Origin of the sequence: Nocardia testacea NBRC 100365, assembly GCF_000308775.1 — a bacterium.
Classification (GTDB): domain Bacteria; phylum Actinomycetota; class Actinomycetes; order Mycobacteriales; family Mycobacteriaceae; genus Nocardia; species Nocardia testacea.
In genome coordinates this window covers 1-21,356 of record NZ_BAGJ01000128.1, presented here as the reverse complement: position 1 = coordinate 21,356, position 21,356 = coordinate 1, and the positions used below count along the sequence as shown (strand labels likewise).

18 protein-coding genes are annotated in these 21,356 nt (G+C 68.3%); 2 read left to right on the top strand and 16 right to left on the bottom strand.

The features are described 5' to 3' along the window. Positions 1–127 precede the first annotated feature (127 nt). From ON38_RS17700 to urtA, 16 genes are all read right to left on the bottom strand, one after another. A complete protein-coding gene (locus tag ON38_RS17700; RefSeq protein WP_039825933.1) occupies positions 128–808 on the bottom strand; it encodes a response regulator transcription factor in 681 nt (226 codons plus the stop codon). Next, positions 805–2,004, bottom strand: coding sequence for a sensor histidine kinase (locus ON38_RS17695; RefSeq protein ID WP_039825968.1), 1,200 nt, complete (start codon positions 2,002–2,004; stop codon positions 805–807). Before ON38_RS17695 ends, ON38_RS17700 begins: the two co-directional genes overlap by 4 nt. 5 nt (positions 2,005–2,009) lie before the next feature. Next, entirely contained in the window at positions 2,010–2,900 is an 891-nt protein-coding gene (locus tag ON38_RS17690) for a CPBP family intramembrane glutamic endopeptidase (protein WP_051164908.1), read from the bottom strand. Positions 2,901–3,135: 235 nt separating this feature from the next. After that, complete coding sequence (locus tag ON38_RS17685; RefSeq protein WP_039825932.1) at positions 3,136–3,924, bottom strand: ABC transporter permease; 789 nt, start codon at positions 3,922–3,924, stop codon at positions 3,136–3,138. Next, on the bottom strand, positions 3,924–4,661 hold the full coding sequence (locus tag ON38_RS17680) for an ABC transporter ATP-binding protein (RefSeq protein ID WP_039825931.1): 738 nt from the start codon (positions 4,659–4,661) through the stop codon (positions 3,924–3,926). Before ON38_RS17680 ends, ON38_RS17685 begins: the two co-directional genes overlap by 1 nt. Positions 4,662–4,811: 150 nt before the next feature. Next, complete coding sequence (locus ON38_RS17675; protein WP_039825930.1) at positions 4,812–5,294, bottom strand: MTB12 C-terminal domain-containing protein; 483 nt, start codon at positions 5,292–5,294, stop codon at positions 4,812–4,814. A 179-nt stretch (positions 5,295–5,473) separates the two neighbouring features. Continuing rightward, positions 5,474–6,706, bottom strand: coding sequence for a cytochrome P450 family protein (locus ON38_RS17670; RefSeq protein WP_039825929.1), 1,233 nt, complete (start codon positions 6,704–6,706; stop codon positions 5,474–5,476). Then, complete coding sequence (locus ON38_RS17665) at positions 6,703–7,965, bottom strand: cytochrome P450 family protein (RefSeq protein WP_039825928.1); 1,263 nt, start codon at positions 7,963–7,965, stop codon at positions 6,703–6,705. Before ON38_RS17665 ends, ON38_RS17670 begins: the two co-directional genes overlap by 4 nt. Positions 7,966–8,747: 782 nt before the next feature. Next, positions 8,748–10,484 (bottom strand): allophanate hydrolase, encoded by a 1,737-nt coding sequence (gene atzF, locus ON38_RS17660; protein WP_245564090.1) that lies wholly within the window; start codon positions 10,482–10,484, stop codon positions 8,748–8,750. A 2-nt stretch (positions 10,485–10,486) separates the two neighbouring features. Beyond that, positions 10,487–14,146, bottom strand: coding sequence for an urea carboxylase (gene uca / locus ON38_RS17655; RefSeq protein ID WP_245564084.1), 3,660 nt, complete (start codon positions 14,144–14,146; stop codon positions 10,487–10,489). A gap of 49 nt (positions 14,147–14,195) precedes the next feature. Beyond that, positions 14,196–14,897 (bottom strand): GntR family transcriptional regulator, encoded by a 702-nt coding sequence (locus tag ON38_RS17650; RefSeq protein ID WP_039825927.1) that lies wholly within the window; start codon positions 14,895–14,897, stop codon positions 14,196–14,198. A 10-nt stretch (positions 14,898–14,907) separates the two neighbouring features. Continuing rightward, positions 14,908–15,600: an urea ABC transporter ATP-binding subunit UrtE gene (gene urtE, locus ON38_RS17645; RefSeq protein WP_039825964.1), complete on the bottom strand. Its 693-nt coding sequence runs from the start codon at positions 15,598–15,600 to the stop codon at positions 14,908–14,910. A 5-nt stretch (positions 15,601–15,605) separates the two neighbouring features. Further along, positions 15,606–16,547: an urea ABC transporter ATP-binding protein UrtD gene (gene urtD, locus ON38_RS17640; RefSeq protein WP_083872762.1), complete on the bottom strand. Its 942-nt coding sequence runs from the start codon at positions 16,545–16,547 to the stop codon at positions 15,606–15,608. After that, the gene (urtC, locus tag ON38_RS17635; RefSeq protein ID WP_039825926.1) at positions 16,547–17,662 is read right to left on the bottom strand and encodes an urea ABC transporter permease subunit UrtC; all 1,116 of its coding nucleotides are present in this window, start codon (positions 17,660–17,662) and stop codon (positions 16,547–16,549) included. The genes urtD and urtC overlap by 1 nt, the downstream gene beginning before the upstream one ends. Continuing rightward, positions 17,659–18,546, bottom strand: coding sequence for an urea ABC transporter permease subunit UrtB (gene urtB, locus ON38_RS17630; RefSeq protein ID WP_039825925.1), 888 nt, complete (start codon positions 18,544–18,546; stop codon positions 17,659–17,661). The genes urtC and urtB overlap by 4 nt, the downstream gene beginning before the upstream one ends. A 4-nt stretch (positions 18,547–18,550) precedes the next feature. Further along, entirely contained in the window at positions 18,551–19,876 is a 1,326-nt protein-coding gene (gene urtA / locus ON38_RS17625) for an urea ABC transporter substrate-binding protein (protein WP_083872761.1), read from the bottom strand. Between the two features lie 233 nt (positions 19,877–20,109). Between urtA and ON38_RS17620 the strand changes: the two genes are divergently transcribed. Together ON38_RS17620 and ON38_RS17615 are read left to right on the top strand one after the other, a co-directional pair. Continuing rightward, positions 20,110–20,715, top strand: a complete 606-nt coding sequence (locus tag ON38_RS17620; protein ID WP_039825924.1) for a ClpP family protease — start codon at positions 20,110–20,112, stop codon at positions 20,713–20,715. A 40-nt stretch (positions 20,716–20,755) separates the two neighbouring features. Next, positions 20,756–21,356, top strand: a 601-nt coding sequence (locus ON38_RS17615) for a ClpP family protease (protein ID WP_039825923.1), incomplete at its 3' end; no start/stop codon positions are given.

The following is a 21,356-nucleotide window of genomic DNA, read 5'->3' as shown; positions in this document are numbered from 1 at the left end:
TTCTGACAGGCCCGATCGTCTCGTGGCTGACTATGATGCTGGATTCTCTAGCTGGCCACGGCGCACGAGTTGGTTCGCGTGCCGCGTGTGACTGCATGTGAACCGCTGGGGGCGGACATTCTCGTGGTCAGGGGGCCGGGGGCCGGCCGAGTGACCGTAGATAGATGAGCGTCGCCTGAACTCGTCGATCACCGCCGTGCAAGGGAAGCTTCGCGAATATCGAACCGATGTGTTTGCGTACGGCGGCTTCCGAAACCGTCAGGATTTCCGCTATACCGGAATTCGTCTTGCCCTCCGCCACCAGTGCGAGCACTTCCCGTTCACGAGCGGTGAGGTCGGCCAGGGGAGTGCGGTGCCGGCTCGACTTGACGAGGGCTCGGACGACCTCGGGATCAACAATCGTTTCGCCTGCGGCGACCCGGGAGATGGTGTCGAGGAACTGCCGCACGTGTCCCACGCGCTCTTTCAGTAGGTATCCCACACCGGCGGTCGAGTCGTCACCGAGTATGTCGTCAAGATAGGCAACCGAAACGTACTGTGACAGAACCACTAACGGCAGACGTGGATCGCGGCGGCGGAGTTCGGCGGCGGCGCGGAGACCGTCATCCGTGCCGTTCGGCGGCATCCGTACGTCGGTGATCACCAGGTCCGGCGTGTAGGCCGTATAGGCGTGGAGGAGACCCGGTGCGTCGCCGACTGCCGCGCTCACCTCGTGCCCCGCCGAGGCGAGCACACTCTCCAGCCCGGCGCGTAGCAGCGGGCTGTCCTCGGCCAGCACGATCCGTAGTCGGGAAGGTGGGGCTGTCACACTGTGCACTCCATCCGGATGGTGGTCGGTCCGCCGGGTGGGCTGGACACCGTCAGTTGTCCGTCCAGGGCCGCGAGGCGGCGTTGCAGGCGGTCGAGGCCGTGGCCGTCCACGATGTGGGCGCCGCCCGGTCCGTTGTCGGTGATGCTCACAATCCACTGTGTACCGGTGCGGGTGCCGTGGAGGTCGACTCGGGTGGCGTCGGTGTGCCTGGCGATATTGGTGAGGGATTCGGCGGCGAAGACGTAGGACATGTGCTCGACTGCCGGTGGTAGCCGGTTGGCCGGGCCGGACGCATTGTCGAGGTCGATGTGGATATCGAGCGGTAGGTCCGCCGCGAGATCGATCAGCGCCGGCTCCAAGCCGCGTTCGGTGAGGACCCGCGGCGAGAACCCGCGCAGGACGGCCCGCAGTTCGCTCAGGGTTTCGTCGACCTGCCGGTGGGCTTCGGCGGCGACGCGGCCGGCGGGTCCGTTCGCGTCCTGCGATTCGGCCAGGCCGAGGGTCATCGACAGGGCGACGAGCCGATGCTGGACACGGTCGTGTAGTTCGGATTCGAGGAGGTCGCGCTCGAACCCCTCGGCTTCCAGCAGCGCGGAGCGGGAGTTCTCGATGCGGACCGCTTCGCGCCGCCAACGGTCGGTGTCGGGGGCCAGCAGGGTCCGGGCCACCAGCGCTTCGAGCGCCGACCAGGCGCTGAGAAGTACCAGTAGTAGGACTGCGGCGACGAACCCCGCGCCTGTGCAGATCCATGCTTCCGCCGGTTCGTCGACCACCCAGGGGCCGAGGTCGAAGTAATCGGTCCGGACGAGGAGCGGCGCGGCGAGCAGGACCGCGACGAGGGTGAAGGCGAACACCGCCAGGCCGCACACGGCACCGCCGAACACGGTGGCGGCGAGGAGATAAGTGGCGTGCCGGGCGGTGGGTAACCGGCGCTCGGCCGCGGCGGTCCGCACCCGGGCCGCGGCGTGGTCCGCGGTACCGGGGTCGACGAGCCGGAGCCGGGCGCACTGGAGTCGCAGCATCGGCTCCCACAGGGCGGACCGCAGATCGCGGGTCACACCGAGCAGTATCACCGGCACGACACCGGCCATCGTGGCCGCCGCGAGGACGCCACCGCAGAGCACGGAGAGCAGCGCGAACCACGGCCGACGGGAGACGAAGAAGCGCGGGCCTGTCCGGAGTGCGGACCCCATCGCGGTCACTGCCGGACTCCTGCCGTCGTCGCCGGTTGCGCGCTCCGCGGGCCGCCGCGCTTCGTCGCCATGACGATCCACGCGACCACGGGCGAATATGCTGCGCACATCAGCAGCGTAGTGGCGGCGCCGGAGGGGTCGGCGGTACCGGCGAACAGTTCCAGTCCCAGCGCCAGTACGAGGTTGCTTCCGCCGTGTAGTAGGGCCGGAGGCCACACCGAACCGCTGCGCACCCACAGCCAGCCGATCACGAATTCGAGTTCGATCGACAGCGGCAACCACAGCAGCATGGCGATGAACGCGTCGGCGGCGGAACCGCCCGCGCCCAGATACCCCACCCAGGGCAGGGGCCAATGCCACACCCCCCAGATCACGCCCGTCGCGAAGGTGGTGAGCACGGGACGACCGGGAACGAGACGATCGCGTAGATAGGTCGTCCAGCCGAATTCCTCACCGAAGAAGATCGGCGCGGCCACGACCGGGATGATCGGCGCGAGCGCCAGGAACAGCACATGGCCGGAATCGAAGTCTCCGACTTCGGGACGCCACATTCCCAGCGCCACCGCGATCCCGAGCGCGACAGCGAGAACGCCGAGCGGGAGCAGGGCGGCGATCAGGTACGAGCGCCACTGGCTGTCGAGCCGCAGCCGCAGACCGGCATCGGCGAAACCCTCGCGGGTGATCCACCGCCGGGTGCAGACCGCGGCGAGGGCCGGGACGAAAGCGCCGGTCAGTAATTGGATGACCGGATTATCGAGGGTGTACCCGGCCGCCCCGGCGATGCCCCACGGAATCCACGCTCCCGCGAACGCGAGCACGAGGAACCAGAGAATGCCCTTGCGCCGAGTCCGGGAGCCGCGTTCGAGCGGCTCCCGGTCGGTCAACGCTGTAGTCATGCCCTTATTACAGAGGGGTCGCCGCGGGAAGTCGGTGGTGGACGGGACCGTTTCATGGTCGCGTACGCGCTACCTCCGGGGTCGACGCCTGTGGTGACCAACTGCGCCCGTGGTGTCAGCTCGACTCACGGACTCAGTATCCACACCGCGCGAAGACAGTGGGTGGACGAAGCGGTGCGGCGCCGGGCGAGTGCCGACCGACACCACTTCGGTGCCGTAAGGGCGTTATGCGGCGCTAGTGACCCGTGCTGTCGGTGCGGGCGAGCCGAATCGTGCCGATCGCGAAGATCGTCACACAGACCACCGCGAAGTAGAGCAGCGATCCGCTCTCCCCGCCGAACAGACTCTCGATGGTCGTCAACTGACCCACTCCGAGCTCCCCGTTCTTGAACGGCGACAGCTGTTGCAGGGTCACGCCGAAGTCGCCGGGTACGAAGGTCACGAAGACCTCGATCCCGAATTTCCACAGCAGCACGATCATGACCACCAGGCCCGGTTTCGGGACCAGCGCGGCGATTCCCAATCCGAGTGCGGCGATCAGGAGTGTGTAGAGCGGAACCCCGATCAGCAGTTTCACCCCGTCACCCGAGAACACCTCGACCTTGCCCCAGATCTCGGGAAACAGCCGCGGGAAGGCCCACAGGATGAGGAAGGTGGCGGCGGCCGCGGTGGCGGCGGCGATCACACCGAAGACGATCAGTTTCGCGATCGGCAGGATCCAGCGGCGGGTCTGGATGCCGAAAACCGTTTCGACTGTGTTGTCCTTGAATTCCGCGCACAGCGAGGAGACTCCGCCCGCCATGAGGATGAAGGACGAGAAGACGAGGATCCAGTAGGCCGCGTTGTTCGTATCCATACCGCCGGCGCCGTCGAGAATATTGGATCGACTGGCGGTGGCGATACCGAAGTTGAGGCCGAAGGGGATCACCACGGCGAGGGGGACGACGGCGTACCAGGCCGGGCTGCGCCAGGAGAGTTTGGCGAGTTCGCTGCGGACGGCTCGGAGGATATAGGTGGCGAGCATTATCGCGTCCCTCCGGTGGCGGCGTATTCGACACTGTCCTTGGTGATCTCGACGTAGGCCGATTCGAGAGGACGGGGTCCGGAGCCTGCCGTCACCAATTCGTCCTTGCTCGTATCGGACAGGACCCTGCCCTTGCCCATGATGACCACGCGGCTGCCGGTGATCTCTACTTCGGTGAGGTTGTGGGAGGCCACAAGCAGGCATTTGCCTTCGGCGGCCAGGCCGAGGAGTAGTTCGCGCAGCCAGATGATGCCTTCGATATCGAGCCCGTTGGCCGGTTCGTCGAGGACCAGCGTTTTCGGATCACCGAGGAGGGCCGAGGCGATACCCAGACGTTGCAGCATGCCGTAGGAGAATTTGCCGACGGGGCGTTTCGCGACCCGATCGAGGCCGACCCGGTCCAGGACGGGGCCGATTTCCGAGGTGGCCAGGCCGCCCAGCCGGGCCTGCCAGCGGAGGTGTTGTTCGGCGGTGTGGCCGGGATTGCGGGCGAAAGCGCCCAGACCGAAACCGATTTCGCTGATGGTGTCGCGGAAATCGCGCAGTCCGCTGCCGTTCACCGAAATCGTGCCGGAACCGGTGCGGGTCAGACCGGCGATCATCCGCATCACCGTGGTTTTCCCGGCGCCGTTCGGTCCGAGCAAATAGGTTATCGAGCCCTGCTCGGCCTCGAAGGTGACGTTGTCGACGGCGAGTTTCTCGCCGAAGCGTTTGGAAACGCCACGAACGCTGATCATAGGGAATCCTGGGTGGCTGGTACGGGTTACCGCCGGGAATTCGAGCCCCGGAGGTCGTTTCGGGAATGCGAGGCGTACACGCCCGCGCGAAGTGGCGGCCCCGAGCCGAATACCCGTCGGGCCTGCCGCTCCGGCGGGCGTATCCGCGGCTCAGTACCCGAAATCAGGGTTGCCCTGGCACTGGATATCCGCGCAGATGGCCTTGAAATCGTACTTCCACAGGCCGTTTTCCCGGATGTAGTAGTACACGCTGCTGGTCGCCGGGAAACCGGCCATCACGCCGTGCACATTGACCGTCATCGTATTGCCGGAGATATTGATCGGGGCGAGAGCGCGGCCCTGGATGGAGAAGAAGTCCATGGTCTTGCTGGTCTCCATGACCCGCTCGAGTGCCGGGCGGGCGGCGGGACCGTTGAAGGTCACCTCGACCTTGGGGTCCATGCCGATATTCGGGTTCCAGAACGCGGCGAACTGTTTCTCGAGCTGTGTCAGGGTCGGGACTTCGTCGCGGATGTAGAGATCCGCGGCCTTGGAGTCCCGGATGGAGACATCGGCCGACGCGGGATGCGCGAGGCCGAATCCCATGAGCGCGGTGAGAATACAGACAGCGGCGATTCTGATGAACTTGGACATGACGGCCCCTTCTAAGACCAACCGGCGAACCGATGCGACCGGGGCGGTGTCCGCGGTGGTGCGTACCTCGTCCGCCGGCGCAGCCCGGATGGGTGGACGCGGAGGCGCCACCCACTCGGGTAATGCGAAACGCTAGCGATCGCTCTTAGGTTAGTCAATCCTAAGTCTTGGGGTCCTGCTCAGATCATGACCGGGAGGGTGCGATGTCCATTGGTGACCAGGCTGGGGACATTGCCGAGGGCGCCGGGGTCGACGGCCAGCCGCATCTCCGGGAAGCGCGCGAACAGGGCGGGCAGCGCGACCGCAGCCTCGAGCCGGGCCAGCGGGGCGCCGAGACAGTGGTGTACGCCGTGGCCGAAGGCCATGTGATCCTTGGACTGCCGGGTCGGGTCGAAGGTGTCGGGACGGTCGGCGTGGACCCGCGGGTCCCGGCCGGCACCGGCCAGCCCGGCCAGAATGGCCTCACCCTCGGCGATGCGGTAGCCGCCGGGCAGATCGATATCGGTGAGTGCGAAACGCATCGGCATATGGGCGATCGGGGGTTCCCAGCGCAGGGTCTCCTCGATGATCTCGGCCCAGTCGAGTTGCCCGCCGAACGCGGCGGCGCGGTGCTCGGGATGGGTGAGCAGGGCATAGACGGCGTGATCGAGGAGATTGGCCGTGGTCTCGTGGCCTGCGACGATGATCAGCAGCAGGGTGTCGCCCAGTTCCTGTTCGCCGAGTTTCGACCCGTCCTCGTCGTGGGTGGTCATGAGGACGGTGGTGAGATCGTCACCGGGGTTGCGGCGCTTGTAGTCCAGGAGTTCGTGCAGGGTCGTGTAGAGACCGGCGAAATCGGCCTGCGCCTGCTCCGGTGTGAGGGTGGTGTCGAGGGTGCCGCCGGCGTAGGTGCGCAGGGCGGCGGACAATTCGGCGGGCACACCCATCAGTTCGCCGATCACCCTGATCGGGAGGGCGCAGGCGAAACGGTCACGCAGGTCGACGGGCCGATCGGCCGGAGTGGTGCCGATATCGTCGAGCAACTCCTCGGTGATGGCCTCGATCCGGGGCCGCAGCGACTGCGTGCGGCGGTGGGTGAACGCGGGAGCCACCAGTTTCCGCAGCCTACGGTGATCGTCACCGTAGGCGGTGAGCAGATTGGATACGGCGACCCACGGCCACATCACCCAGTCCTGCGGGATCTCGCCGGTGTGCATGGCGGGCCAGTGCCGGTGGGCGTCCTTGGAGACCCGGGGATCGGTGAACAGCTTCTCCAGCAACTCGGCATCGACCACCGACCAGGCGGGCACGCCGCCGGGAAGTTCGATCCGGGCCATCCGGCCCCGGGCCCGGATCCGGTGGATCTCGGTGTGGAAATCGGCGCCGGCGGGGTCGACTACCAGTGGTTCGGTCTGCGACTGCTCCTGGGTCATCGGGGTGCTCCTGTCATGGGGGTCAGGGGAGCGGACGGGGGGAACTGCACGGGAAGTGAACTCAGGGCGCGCTGGAACAGACCCGGGCGCCAGGTGAGGTCCTCGGCGGGGACGGCGAGTTCGATTTCCGGCAGGGCGTCGAGCAACTGATCCACCGCCTCACCGGCGATGATGCGCGCGATGTTCTCGGCTGTGCAGGCGTGACTGCCCTGGCCCCAGGCGAGATGGGAGCGATTGCCGATACGTTCGCCGCTGCCGATCCGCGGATCGGTATTGCAGGCGGCGATGCTGATCACCACCGGCTGATCGGCCGGCAGCCAGGTGTTACCGATGAGGACCGGCCGGCGCGGATAGGAGGTGCAGAAATTCGGCAGCGGTGGGTCGGTGAAAAGCGCCTCGTCGATGGCGTCGCGGGTCGACAGCGAACCGCCGAGCATATGACTGCCGAACCGCTCGTCGATGAGTATGAGCCGCAGGGTGGTGGTGATCAGCGAGGTGGTGGGCTCGGTACCGGCGGCGTACACCAGGGCCGCCTGCTGCACCATCTCCATATCGTCGAGCCGGGATTCGTGCCGCATCATCCAGGAGGTCACATCCCGGGCCGGGCAGCTGCGCTTCTGCCCGACCACCTCCATCAGGGCCCCGGCGAAACGCATATTTCCCGCGGCGGCGCTCTCCGCGGAGGTGGCGTCCAGAATCGCCGCCATCCCCTCGAACGCGGTGTGCCCGGCTTTCGGTGAGAGACCCATCAATTCGGTCAGCGTGGCGAAGGTCAGTGGAAACGCGTATTCCGTGCGCAGGTCCGCCGTGCCGATCTCGCAGAAATCGTTGATCAGCGGGATCGCCAGCCGTTCGATGGTGGCACGCAGCTGATGCAGATCCACCGCCTCGAGCCCGGCGACAATGGGCGCGCGCAGGCGGGCGTGCTCCGCACCGGCCGAACGCAGGGCATTGGGCCGGTACTCCATCATCGGTAGCAGAGGACAATCCGGGGGCACGGTCTCCTGCCAGCGGCGCGGGTCGGCCGGGAAGTGTTCGGGGTCGTGCAGGATGCGCAGGGCGTGGCGATACCCGACGACGAGTGTCGCGGGGACGCCCGGGGCCAGATCCACCGGCACCAGTGCGCCGTACCGGCGCCGCATCTCCCGGTACGCACCGCCGGGGTCGGCGGCGAACTCGGGTGCGTAGAGCGGCACCCGCTCGCCGCCGGGGGCGAGCGGCGACCCCTGGTCGGCCGGACGCGTGGACGGAATCGACATGGTCACGTACTCCAAAGCGGATCGATGGTTCGGTCGAAGGCCCCGGGTACGGATGGTTCCCGCGCACGGCAACGCGACGACGGCCGCAAGCGCGAGCATGTCTTCCGTGCGGTGTTCGGCGAAGCGGAACGATCACGGGGCGGTCCGGGTGACGACGGACAGGGCAGACGGCAACCGGCCGTTTCGTCACCGGTGAGTCGGGCCGGGGCTCCACGCGGTGACGGGGGCACCGGCCGTCGATAATCGAGGGCCGCCCGGCCGGGAGCCGCGAATCCGAGCGACCTCGCGCGCCTGACGGGCCGGATGCCGCGTGGATACCCGGCGAGTGAACAGGAGCGGCGACGCGCCCCGGGTGCGCTCGCCGCACCGGCGGGTGTCCCGGGGACGGGATTCGGGACGTCGACCGGAGAGCCGGAACATCGGTGTACCCGGCCGGTTCGTCACACGTCGGGGGAGATCGCGGGCGGGTACATGGTCGCAGGGGAGGGACGGGCCGGGCGGCGGCGGCGGTGGCACGGCGCGCTCCGGCACAACGAATCCCTCCCGCTTCGTCAGATCATTACCAATGCGAATCATAGTCCAGCACTGGGGATTACGTGTGGTGAGCGAGTACGCCGCAGGTCACCGGTACGGCAGTGCGGTGACCCGCGTTCGTTCGTATCACGGGTGGCCGATGGCCACCCGGCCGTTCCTGCTCCGCAGGCTGCCCTGCAACCCTCATCGGGAACGGCCGGGTGACGCCGTGCGGTTGGACAGGCCGCACGGGGTCTCGGGCGGAGGGGTCAGCGACCGGCGTTCAGGTAGTTGCGCCACCCTCCGTATTCGGTGATATCCATTGCCTCGCGGGCGGATTCGTAGTCACAGGCGAATCCGGTGACCCAGCGCCCGTCCTCCAGCTCCACCTTTCCCAGCGTCATGGGCGCGGGCAGGTTGCTCAGAAAGGTTCCGAGGGCGGCGGGGGAGAGCCGGTACAGCTCGCCGGGCAGCGCGCGGCCGGACTCCGCGCCGACCCGGAGCATGCCGGGTTTGGGTGGCTCGGCCGGCAGCGCGACCATGCGGTACGCCGCCGCGGTGGTCACTTCGCCGAGGAATCGGGCCCGCGCCTGTTCCAGCTGGTGGTGCAGGGGCAGGCCGCGCAGATGGGCGCCGACGACGAGGAGGTCGGTGCCGGTGCCGGTGAGCAGCGGGGCGGGGGTGTCCAGCAGCCGGGCGGCCAGTTCGATACCCACCTGGTCGGCGAATGCCGGGGTCACCAGCATGACGCCGAACGGGTCGCCCGTCGCGGTCTTCTCACCCGGGATCGCGACCGCGGCCAGGTCGAGGAGGTTGCAGAAATTGGTGAAAGTGCCCATCCGGCTGTTGATCGCCAGCGGTTCGGCGGTGACCGCCGCAATGGTCGGATGCTCGGTGGTGGTGGGCAGGAGCAGGGCGGGGTACTCGGCGAACAACCGGCGCGCGGCGGCGGCCGCGGCGGCGAGCCGACCCAGATCGGTGACGTATTCGTGGGCGGCGGGCCGCGCCGCGCCCGCGACGATTCCCGCGACCACCGGGTCGGCGCCCTCCGGTTCGCCGGCGAGGAATTCCCCCATCGCGGCATAGCGCTGGGCCACGATGGCACCGTCGTAGAGGAGTTTCGCGGCGTCGAGCAGTTCGCCGATATCGACCGTGGCGACCTCGCCGCCGCCGGCCCGCCAGCGCGCGACCGTGGCGTCGAAGGCGGCCCGGTAGGCGGGGGACAGGGCGGACAGATCGTGATCGGCGGGGACCGCGAGGGTGGCCCGGGCGGGCGCGCCCAGGGGGGTGTCGACGGGCCAGGCGCGGGAACGGGGGTCGGCGGGGTCGGGGCCGATCATGGCGGCGGTCACCTCGGTGGCGAGGGTCAGGTCGCGGGCGAAAACGGTGACCGCGTCGTAGTCGGGGCAGGCGGGCGTGACACCGGTGGTGGAGACCAGGCCGAGGGTCGGTTTGATGCCGACGATCCCGTTGAGGGCGGCCGGTACCCGCCCGGATCCCGCCGTATCGGTGCCCAGCGCCGCGTCGACCATGCCGAGGGCGACAGCGACGGCCGAGCCGGAACTGCTGCCGCCGGAAACGCGGTCGGGGAACAGGGCGTTGCGGACCGCCCCGTACGGGCTGCGGGTGCCCACCAGGCCGGTGGCGAACTGGTCGAGATTGGTTTTGCCGAGGACGAGGGCGCCCTGGTCGATCAGCCGGGCCACAGCGGGAGCAGTGTGCTGCGGCGTGGTGGCGAAACCGGGACAGGCGCAGGTGGTGGGGATTCCGGCGATATCGATATTGTCCTTCACCGCGAGAAGCACCCCGGCCAGCGGCAACCGCTCACCCTGCGCGAGGCGGGCGTCGAGCGCGGCGGCCTCGGCCGCGACCTCGACCTCGGCGCGCAGGGTGATCCAGATCTCCGGACGGTCGTGCTCGCGGATGGTGCGGTAGGCGCGGGCGACCTTGGTGGCCACGCCGATCGGCGTATCCGTCGCCGGTTCGGCTAGCGGTAGTTGCTCCATGGTCATGCCACTCCTTCGGTTTCGATGGCGACCAGAGGTGCGCCGGTGGTGACTTGGTCGCCTGCCGCGACGGTGATCGTATGCACGGTGCCCGAGACCTCGGCGACCACCGGCAGCTCCATCTTCATGGCCTCCAGCACCAGCAGAGTAGTGCCGGCCTCGACGTGCTCGCCCGCGGCGACCTCGACCCGCCAGACATTGGCCATCATGGGCGCCGCGACGACATGGGCGTCCGCGGGCAGTTCGAGCTCTTCGGTGGGTTCGGGTTCGGCGGCGACCTCGGCCGGAGCGCTCAATTCGCCACTGGCCTCCCAGCGCTGCCGTTCGGCGGTGAACGCGACCTGCCGGTGTGCCTCGGTGGCGGCGATATCGGCCGCGTTGTCCCGCAGGAACCCGAGATGATCGGCCATGGCGAATTCACCGACGCTCGTGCGCATCTCGTAGCGGCCCGCCGCCATCTCGGCGCGCAGGTCCAGCAGCTCGTCGGCCGAGACCGGATACCAGCTGATGCGGTCGAAGAACCGGAACAGCCAGGGCTTCCCGGCTTCGAAGGGCGCGCGCTGGCGGTAACCGGACCAGATCGGGACGGTGCGGCCGACGAGCTGGTAGCCGCCGGGGGATTCCATCCCGTAGACACAGAGGTATTTACCGCCGATACCCACCGCGTCGGACGGGGTCCAGGTGCGGGCGGGGTTGTACTTGGTGGTCACCAGCCGGTGGCGGGGGTCGAGCGGGACGGCCAGTGGTGCGCCGAGATAGACGTCGCCGAGACCGAGCACCATGTACTGGGCGTCGAAGACGATATCGCGCACCTCGTCGACACTGTCCAAACCGTTGATCCGGCGGATGAACTCGATATTCGACGGTAACCAGGGAGCTTCGGAGCGGACACCGCGACCGTAGCGTTCGATGGCCTGCCCGATGGTGGGGTCGTCGAAGGACAGCGGCAGTTCGATATGGCGGCTCGGGACTCGCAGAGCCGCGGTATCGGGGATATCGTCCTCGAGTTCGCCGAGCAGCCGGACGACGGTGCGCTGATCGATGACCTCCGGATCGAAGTGCAGGTGCAGCGAGCGCACCCCGGGGGTGATATCGATCAGGCCGGGGATCGACGCCTGTTCGAGGCGTTCGCTCAGGGCGTGCACGCGCATGCGCAGACCCAGATCGAGTTCCATCGGGCCGTATTCGATCAGCACGTTGTCGTCCGCGCCGCGCAGGTATTTCACCTCGGGCGTGCCGGTCCCGGCGTCGCGGCGGCCCAGCACGCCGTTGTCCCGCTCCCGGGACCCGAGGAGATCGGCGGCGGGGCGGCCGCGGCCGCGCAGCGCGGAGGAGGAACGCAACGCGCCGGTGCAGTCGTCGGCGACCGGGACGAAACGCACCTGGTCGCCGGGACGCATCTGACCGAGTTTCCAGCGGTGCGCGGAGACCACGGTGAGCGGGCAGGCGAAACCGCCCAGGCTGGGACCGTCGGGGCCGAGCAGGATCGGGGTGTCGCCGGAGAGATTGAGCGCGCCCACGCTGTACGGGCAGTCGTGCAGGTTGGAGGGGTGCAGGCCGGCATCGCCGCCGTCGGTGCGCGACCAGGTCGGTTTCGGGCCGGCCAGGCGCAGGCCGGTGCGGTTGGCGTGGGCCTGCACCTGCCAGGTGGCGTCGTAGAACTGTGCGATATCGGCGGCCGTGAAGTAGTCCGGGGCGGGCTGGGGGCCCTCGCCGACCGCGACGTACCAGGTGTGGCCGAATTCGGGGCGTTCGCCGGCCGGGATCGGGGTGGGTTCCAGCAGACCACCGGCGTCCGGTTTGAGGCCGAGAATATCGCCGGTGGCGACGGCGCGGCCGGTGATGCCGCCGAACCCGCCGAGGGTGAAGGTCGCGGCGCTGCCGTGGTAGTCGGGGGCGAGGATGCCACCGCGGACGGCGAGATAGGTGCGCAGTCCGGTGTCGTGGGGCGCGCCGATATCGAGGACCGAACCGGCGGGGACGGTGACCGGCTCCCACATCGGGACCGGCCGATCGTCCACGGTGACGGGGGCTGCGGCGCCGGTCACGCAGACGACGGTGGTGTCGGTGCAGCGGATCCGCGGACCCAGCAGTGTGGCCTCGAGGCCGTTCTCGCCCAGCGAGTTCCCGACGGCGTGGTTGGCCAGCCGGAAGGAGAGATCGTCGAAGGCCCCCGACGGCGGGATACCGACGTTCCAGAGTCCCAGGCGGCCGGGAAAGTCCTGGATGGTGGTGGAGACCCCGGCGCGCAGGATCTCCAGGCGGGGCCGGATGGTGGCCAGGCTGCCCAGGGTGGCGGTGGTGTGCCGGGCATCGAGCATGGGGGAGCTGGTGGCGGCGGCGCGCAGCTGGGGCAGGTTGGTGGTGATACCGAACATGCGGGTTTCGTCGAGCGCGGCGCGCAGCCGGTGCAGGGCCTCGGGCCGGCTCTCGCCGGCGGTGATGATCTTGGCGATCAGCGGGTCGTAGTAAGGGCTGATCTCGGTACCCGTCTCGACCCAGGTCTCCACCCGGGCCGGCGCGGCGGGGATCTCGACACCGGTGAGGGTGCCCGCGCCGGGCCGGTAGTCGTTACCGGGGTCCTCGGCATAGACGCGGGCCTCCACCGCGTATCCGGTGATCGGCGGGCCGGCGTCGGGGATCTCGTCGAGGAACGCGGAGTCGCCGCCGGCCAGCCGCAGCATCCATTCGACGATGTCCACGCCGGTGACCGCCTCGGTGACCGGATGCTCCACCTGCAATCGGGTGTTCACCTCGAGGAACGACGCCTCCCCCCGGTCGACGTCGTAGATGAACTCGACCGTCCCGGCGGAGCGATATCCGACATCACCGAGCAATTTCCGGCTCGATACGAGCAGTTGTTCGCTCACGGTGTAGGGCAGACCGGGGGCGGGCGCCTCCTCGATGACCTTCTGGTTACGCCGTTGCAGACTGCAGTCGCGGGTGCCCAGTGATACCGCGCGCCCGCGTCCGTCGCCGAAGATCTGCACCTCCACGTGGCGGGCCCGGGCGACGAACCGCTCCAGATACACCGCGGAGGAACCGAAATTGTTCTGCGCCAACCGGATGACTCGCTGATAGGCGCCGGTGAGTTCGCCCGGGTTCGCGCACGCGGCCATCCCGATACCGCCGCCGCCCCCGGCCGCCTTGAGCATCACCGGATACCCGATCCGCTCGGCCTCCGCCAGCGCTTCGTCGAGCCCGGTGAGCAGACCGCTGCCGGCGACCAGCGGAACCCCCGCCGCCGCGGCGGCCCGGCGGGCACTGTGCTTGTCGCCGAAGAGCCGCAGATGCTCGGCCGCCGGGCCCACGAACGCTATCCCCGCGGCCTCCACCTCCGCGGCGAAATCCGCGTTCTCGGAGAGGAACCCGTAGCCGGGGTGCACGGCGGTGGCGCCGGTGGACAGCGCCGCCTCGATCACCGCGTCCGCGCGCAGATACGACTCGGCGGCCGGGGCGGGGCCGAGCCGGACCGCGCGATCGGCCATCCGCACATGCCGTGCCCCCTCATCGGCATCGGAGAACACCGCGACCGTCTCGATCCCCAGCCGCCGGGCGGTCCGCAGGATGCGGCAGGCGATCTCACCGCGGTTGGCGATCAGCAGGCATTCGGGCAGCGGCGTATGCAGTGGCGTATACAACTGCGGGGCGGTCTCGGTCACGGTCGATCCTCTCGGCGTGGACAGTGCGGCTACCGGAGTAGCCGGTCTTTCAGGTCTTGGTCGCGCGGGCCATGCGGGTCAGCTGGAGCACCTGACCGGCGCGGTCGGCCACCACGCGGCGGGACTGGTCGATATGGGCGAGGAGCTGCTCGCGGGCCCCGGTGAGATCTCGGTCGAGGACGGCCTCGCCGATGGCGATATGTTCCTCGATGGTCGCGAGCATGCGGTCGGGGGTGAGGTAGTCGAACATCCGGACGGGGCGTATCCGGGCGTTCACCGTGGTCAAGGCCTCGGTGAGGGCGTGGTTGCCGGAGGAGTCGAGCAGGACGGTGTGGAACTGTTCGTCGGCGGCCACGAAACCGGCGTCCGGGTCCGGGGGTGCGGTGCGGAAGGCGCGCCAGCGGTCGATCTCGGGTCCGAGCACGGCCCGGTCGTGGCCGAGGTCCGGATCGTCGAGCACGCGGGCGATGCCCTGGACCTCCAGGGTGATCCGCAGCTCGTAGTAGTCGCCCAGGGTGTCCAGGCGCGGCCGGTACGGGAAAAGTCCGGCGTCGTGGCGTTCCACCAGACCGTCGGCCTGCAACCGGGCCAGCGCCTCGCGCACCGGGGTGCGCGAGACACCGTAGCGTTCGGCCAGCCGTTCCTCGCCGAGCCGCTCCTGCGGCGCCAGCGCACCGGTCATGAGTTCGTCGCGCAGTGCCTTGTACACAGTGTCGCTGCGTGATTCGCGTTTGCTCCGTGGTTCGGTCACGACGCGCAGCCTAGAGAGTCATGGCGGCGCGAACGGTTTCCACCGCCGCGGCCCCGCCTGCCCCGGTAGAGGTGACCCGGCCGCTCTCCAGTACGTAGTACCGGCTCGCGGCCCGCAGTGCGAAACCGATGTGCTGTTCCACCAGCAGCACCCCGAGACCGCCGCGTGCCACCAGCTCGGTGATGGTGTTCTCGATCTCGGCGACCACCGACGGCTGGATGCCCTCGGTGGGTTCGTCGAGGATCAGCATGCGCGGTTCGGTGATCAGCGCCCGGGCGATCGCCAGCTGCTGGCGCTGCCCACCGGAGAGCAGCCCGGCCCGGCGGTCGAGCAACTCTTTCAGCGCGGGGAACAGATCCAGCTGTTCGTCGATCAGAGCCCGGCCGCGTGTGCGGCCGTCGGCCACCACCCGCAGATTCTCGGCGGTGGTGAGATGGCCGAAGCACTGCTGCCCCTGTGGCACATAGGCCAATCCCCGCTTGACCCGGGCGCTCGGCCGCAGCCCGGTGATATCGGCCCCGTCGAAACGGATGGTGCCGCGGTGGGCACGTACCAGACCGACCGCCGCACGCAGCAGGGTGGTCTTCCCGGCGCCGTTGTGTCCCATGATCGCGGCCACACCGTCGGCGGGTACCTCGATTCCGGCCCCGTGTACGACCTCGGTGCGGCCGTAACCGGCGTGAACGTCGATGAGTTCCAGCATCGCGGTCACCCTTCGTTCTCGTCAGCGGTACGTGGGGAATCTGCGCGGTCACGGGGTGCGGCCGATTCGCGGTGACCGTTCGACGCGGGCGGCACCTCGGCGTGGTCACGGCGGGCCGCCGCCGGATCCGGTTCGCCCACGCCGGCCTGTTCGGCGGCCGCCGCGGTCCCCAGATACGCCTCCTGCACGGCCGGATCCGCCTGCACCTCGGCCACCGTTCCCTCGGCGAGGACAGACCCCCGGGCCAGCACCGTCACCGAGGTGGCGAAACTGCGCATGAAGTCCATATCGTGTTCGACCACCACGACGGTGCGTTCGCCACCGATCCGGCGCAGCAGGTGCCCGGTTTCCTCGCGCTCCTCCTGGCTCATCCCGGCGACCGGTTCGTCCAGCAGCAGGACCGACGCGTCCTGGACGAGCAGCATTCCGATCTCGAGCCACTGTTTCTGGCCGTGTGCCAGGGTTCCGGCCGGTTTGTCGCGCAGCGCGGTGAGACCGATGGTTTCCAGCGCCTGTTCGATCGATGCGGAGACCGCGGCCGGACGGCGGCGCAGCATGGTCCAGATCGAACGGCCCGCGCCCGCCGCGATATCGAGGTTCTGCAGTACCGACAGTTCCTCGAACACGCTCGCGGTCTGGAAGGTGCGGCCTACGCCCAGCCGGGCGATCTGATGCACCTTCTTGCCCAGCAGTTCGACCCCGGATTTCTGCACCGAGCCGGTGGCCGGGACCAGACCGGTGATGGCGTCGATCATGGTGGTTTTGCCGGCGCCGTTGGGGCCGATGAGGAACCGTAGATCACCCTGGAACAGGGTCAGGTCCACATTCGATACGGCCTTGAACCCGTCGAATTCGACGCTCAGCCCCCGCACCTCGAGATAATCGCTGTGCATTCCGGCGTTACCACCGGCGACCGGGGCGACCGCCGTTGTTACCTGCTCGGTCATCACGACACTCCTACCGGGGTAGCGGGCGCGGGTTCCGGTGCCGGCCCGGGCGGCACCGGGGTCTTGTCGCCGCCGCGGGTACGCCGCCGCAGCAGCGTGACCAGGCCCGCCAGGCCCGCCGGGAAGAACCCGACCACGACGATGAACAGGAAACCCTGCGCGTACACCCAGCCGGAGGGAAAGTTCTCCGACAGACCGGTTTGCGCCCAGGCCACCGCGATCGCGCCGAGCACCGGGCCGAGCAGGGTGGTACGTCCACCGATGGCGACGCCGGTCAGGAACGCGATGGAGGGCACTATCCCGATATCGGCGGGGGAGATGATCCCGACGATCGGCACGAACAGCGCACCGGCGATACCGGCGAACAGCGCCGCGACCGCGTAGGCGACCACCTTCACATTGGCCGGGTCGTAGCCGAGGAAGCGCACGCGCTCCTCTTGATCGCGCACCGCGACCAGCAGTTCGCCGTACCGGCTGTACATCAGTTGCCGGGTCGCCGCGACGATCACCAGCAGGGTGGCGGCCGCGATGAAGAACAGCAGCCGCCGGTTCACCGGGTCGTTCAGCGCCAGCCCGAAGAAACTGCGGAACCGGTTGAGCCCGTTGCTGCCGCCGGTGGACTGCTGACCCACCAGCAGGATGGCGAAGGCCGCGGCCAGCGCCTGCGACAGGATCGCGAAATAGGCGCCCTTCACCTTGCGTTTGAACACGCCCAGCCCCAGCAGTACCGCCACCAGCGGCGGCACGATCAGAATGCCCAGGATCGTCAGCACCGGCGAGGCGAACGGAACCCAATAGCCGGGCAGTTCGCGGATACCGGCGATCTGCATGAAATCCGGGACATCGTCACCGCGCAGCTGCGCGTCGGAGATCTTGAGATGCATTGCCATGATGTAGGCGCCGAGGCCGAAGAACACGCCCTGCCCGAGGGTGAGCATGCCGCCCCGGCCCCACGCCAACCCGATACCCACCGCGACGATGCCGAAGCACAGGAACTTGCCGAGCAGGTTGAGCCGGAAGTCCGAGAGCAGAGCGGGCGCCACCGCGAACAGCAGTACGGCGGCGACCGCGAAACCCGAATAGGCCTTCCAGCGGGTGGTCAGGAATTCCCTCATACCAGACTCCTCGACCGGATCATGAACAGTCCCTGCGGGCGAACCTGCAGGAAGACCACGATGACGACGAATACGATCACCTTCGCGACCGAGGCCGTGGTGCTGTATTCGATGAACGAATTCAGCAGGCCCAGCGCGACGGCGGCCAGTACCGCGCCGCGGATCTGCCCGAGCCCGCCGATGACGACCACCAGGAAGGCGTCCACCAGATAGGTGGCGCCGGTATTGGAACTGGTGGAGCCGATCAGCGTCAGCGCCACACCCGCCACCCCGGCGAGTCCGGACCCGATGAAGAACGTCGTGATATCGGTGCCGCGGCTGGAGATTCCGCTGGTTTCGGCGAGATCACGATGCTGGACCACGGCCCGGATGCGCCGGCCCATCGCGGTGTATTTCATCGTCACCGCGACGGCCGTGACACACAGCACCGCGAGCAACATGATGAAGATCCGCGTCTTGGGCACCACGGCCCCCAGGATCTCCACCCCGCCACCGAGCCATTCCGGGGTCACCACGCGAACCGCGGGCGCGCCGAAGATGTCGCGGGCCGCCTGCTGCAGGATCAAGCCGACACCGAAGGTGACCAGCAGGGTGTCCAGTGGCCTGTCGTACATCCGTTTGATCAGCGTCACCTCGAGGGCGACACCCATGAGGCCGCCGACCACGAATCCGATGAGCAGCGAGACGATCAGCGAGACCTCGGCGTCGGCGACCAGGTACTCCTGCACCGTGTAGGCGGTGTAGGAGCCGGCCATGATGAACGCGCCGTGGGCCATATTGATCACGCCCATCTGACCGAAGGTCAGCGACAGCCCCAGGGCCGCCAGCAGCAGGATGGAGCCCAGGCTCAAGCCGGTGAACAGCTGCCCGACCAGTGCTTCCACGAGATCAGCCCCCGAGTCCCTCGGCCCACGGGTAGCCCGACAGGTACGGGTCCGGTTCGATGGCCTCGCCGGAATCCCAGACGCTGTAGATCAGGCCGTCGGGGCGGATCTCCCCGATCCGGGCGGTTTTGGTGATGTGGTTGTTCGCGCCGTCGATGGTCACCAGGCCCTCGGGCCCTTCGAACGTGACCCCGCCCGCCGCCTGCTGCACATCGGCGACCGCGAAGGACTGCGCCTTCTCCACGGTGTTCTTCCACAGGTACACCGAGACGTAGGCGGCTTCCATGGGGTCGGAGGTCGGCTTGTTCGCGCCGTATTTCGCCTTGTACGCCTTGACGAACGCGGTGTTCTGCGGATTGTCGACGGTCTGGTAGTAGTTCCAGGCGGTCAGCTGGCCGGCGATGTGCTGGACGCCGATACCGCCGACCTCCTCCTCGGCGATGGACACCGAGACCACCGGCATATCCTGCGCGGTCAGGCCCACGTTCTTGTACTCGCGGAAGAAGGCGACATTGGAATCGCCGTTGAGGGTGTTGAACACGGCGTCGGCGTCGGCGGAACGCACCTTGTTGACGATGGTGGAGAAATCGGTGGAGCCCAGCGGGGTGTAGTCCTCGCCCTTGATCTCGATACCGTTGGCCTCGGCGTAGGCCTTGATGATGCGGTTGGCGGTCTGCGGGAAGACGTAGTCGCTGCCCACCAGATAGAGCGATTTCACGCCGCGGCCCTTCAGATAGTCCAGGGCGGGCACGATCTGCTGGTTGGTGGTGGCGCCGGTGTAGAAGATGTTCTTCGACGATTCCAGGCCCTCGTACTGGACCGGGTAGTACAGCAGCGCGTTGCGGTCCTCGAACACCGGCAGCATGGCCTTACGGCTGGACGAGGTCCAGCCGCCGAATACCGCGGCCACACAGTCGCTGCTGATCAGCTTCTCCGCCTTCTCCGCGAATACCGTGGGCTCGGAGGCGCCGTCTTCGCCGACCAGCTGGATCTGCTTGCCCAGGACGCCGCCGGCGGCATTGATCTCGTCGACGGCGAGCCTGATCGAATCCCGCACGGTGACCTCGGAGATGGCCATGGTGCCCGACAGTGAGTTCAGCGAGCCCACCTTGATATTCGGGCCCGCGGTGTCGACACAGGAGGTCGTGTTCGCGCCGGCCTGATCGGAGGCGGAACTACCGCAGGCGGTGACCGCCAGCGCGGTCGCGCACACCGCGGCGGGCAGCGCCAGAAGGGTGCGGGCGCGCCGGCCCCGCCGACGGTTGCGGGCGCCGTGGGATACCTCGCCTTTCCTGGATTTTCCGGGTTGTTCGGTTCTGGCTGCATTCATGACCGTTCGGCCTCCACTCAGGAAAGGTCAGCCCGCTGACTAGCTCGTATTCGGCGTTGTATACAGCGACGTATACGAGGAATTACGGTAGGGAGGCTGTGTTTCGCCCACGTATCGCAGCGTGAAGCTCGAGTATCGATCGGCCGATGGTTCCGGGCGGCGCTGCTGAGAGCAGATCTGCCGACAGCAGCGTGGGCTCCCGCTCACCCGGCTGCTCCGGCAGCGTGGTGACCATGGCTCACGACGACAAATCCCCGCTGTTCGGCTGGCGTGCCCGCGAGCAGCTCCTGGCCCGCCGCATCCTCGTTCTCGACGGCCCGCTCGACGACGACAACGGCACCCTGCTGGCGACCCAGCTCCTCACCCTCGCCGCCGAGGACGACGAGGCCGGTATCTCCCTGTGGATCCATTCGCCCGGCGGTTCGGTACCGGCCATGCTGGCCATCCGCGATGTCATGCGGCTGATACCGAGCCCGGTGTCCACGCTCGCCCTCGGATTGGCCTGCAGCGCCGGCCAGTTCCTGCTCTCCTCGGGGACCCCCGGTCGACGTTTCGCGCTACCGCACGCCCGGATCCTGATGCACCAGGGCTCGGCCGGTATCGGCGGGTCCGCGGTGGACGTGGAGGTACAGGCCGACGATCTGCGCTACACGGTGGAAACCGTGCTCGGCCTGATCTCCGCGGACACCGGCCAGCCCTACGAACGAATCTACGAGGATTCCCTGCACGACCGCTGGTTCAGCGCCACCCAGGCCAAGGAATACGGCTTCATCGACCATATCGTCGGCGATTTCGCGCAGGTCGTCCCGCAGCGCCAACGGGTGGGGATCTCCGCGTGAGCGGAGCCCACGAAAGCCGCACCGAATACAGGGAGACCCGATGAGCACCTACACGATTCCCAATGTGATCGCTCAGCATCCACGCGGCGAGCGGATCACCGATATCTACTCACATCTACTCGCCGAACGCATCGTCTACCTCGGCACCCCCATCGACTCCGGTGTCGCCAACGCGCTCATCGCGCAGCTGCTGCACCTGGAATCGGAGAGCCCGGGGCAGGAGATCGCCTTCTACATCAACTGCGAAGGCGGGGACCTGTCGTCGATGCTGGCGGTCTACGACACCATCCAGCACATCGGCGCTCCGGTGCACACCACCTGTGTCGGTCAGGCCATCGCGGTCGGCGCCGTCCTGCTCGCCGGTGGCGCGCCCGGCCACCGGTCGATGCTCCCGCACGCCCGGGTGGTGCTGCACCAGCCCGCGGCCCGCGGCCAGGGGGCCATTCCCGACCTCATCCTGCAGGCCGACGAGCTCGTGCGGATGCGGGCCGAGATCGAGACGATCCTGTCCCGGCACACCGGACGCACCCCGGAGCAACTGCGCCACGACACCGACCGCGACCGGGTGTTCACCGCGGCGGCCGCGGTCGAATACGGGTTGGTCGATTCGGTACTGGCGCCGCGCAGCCCGGCCCCGGCCC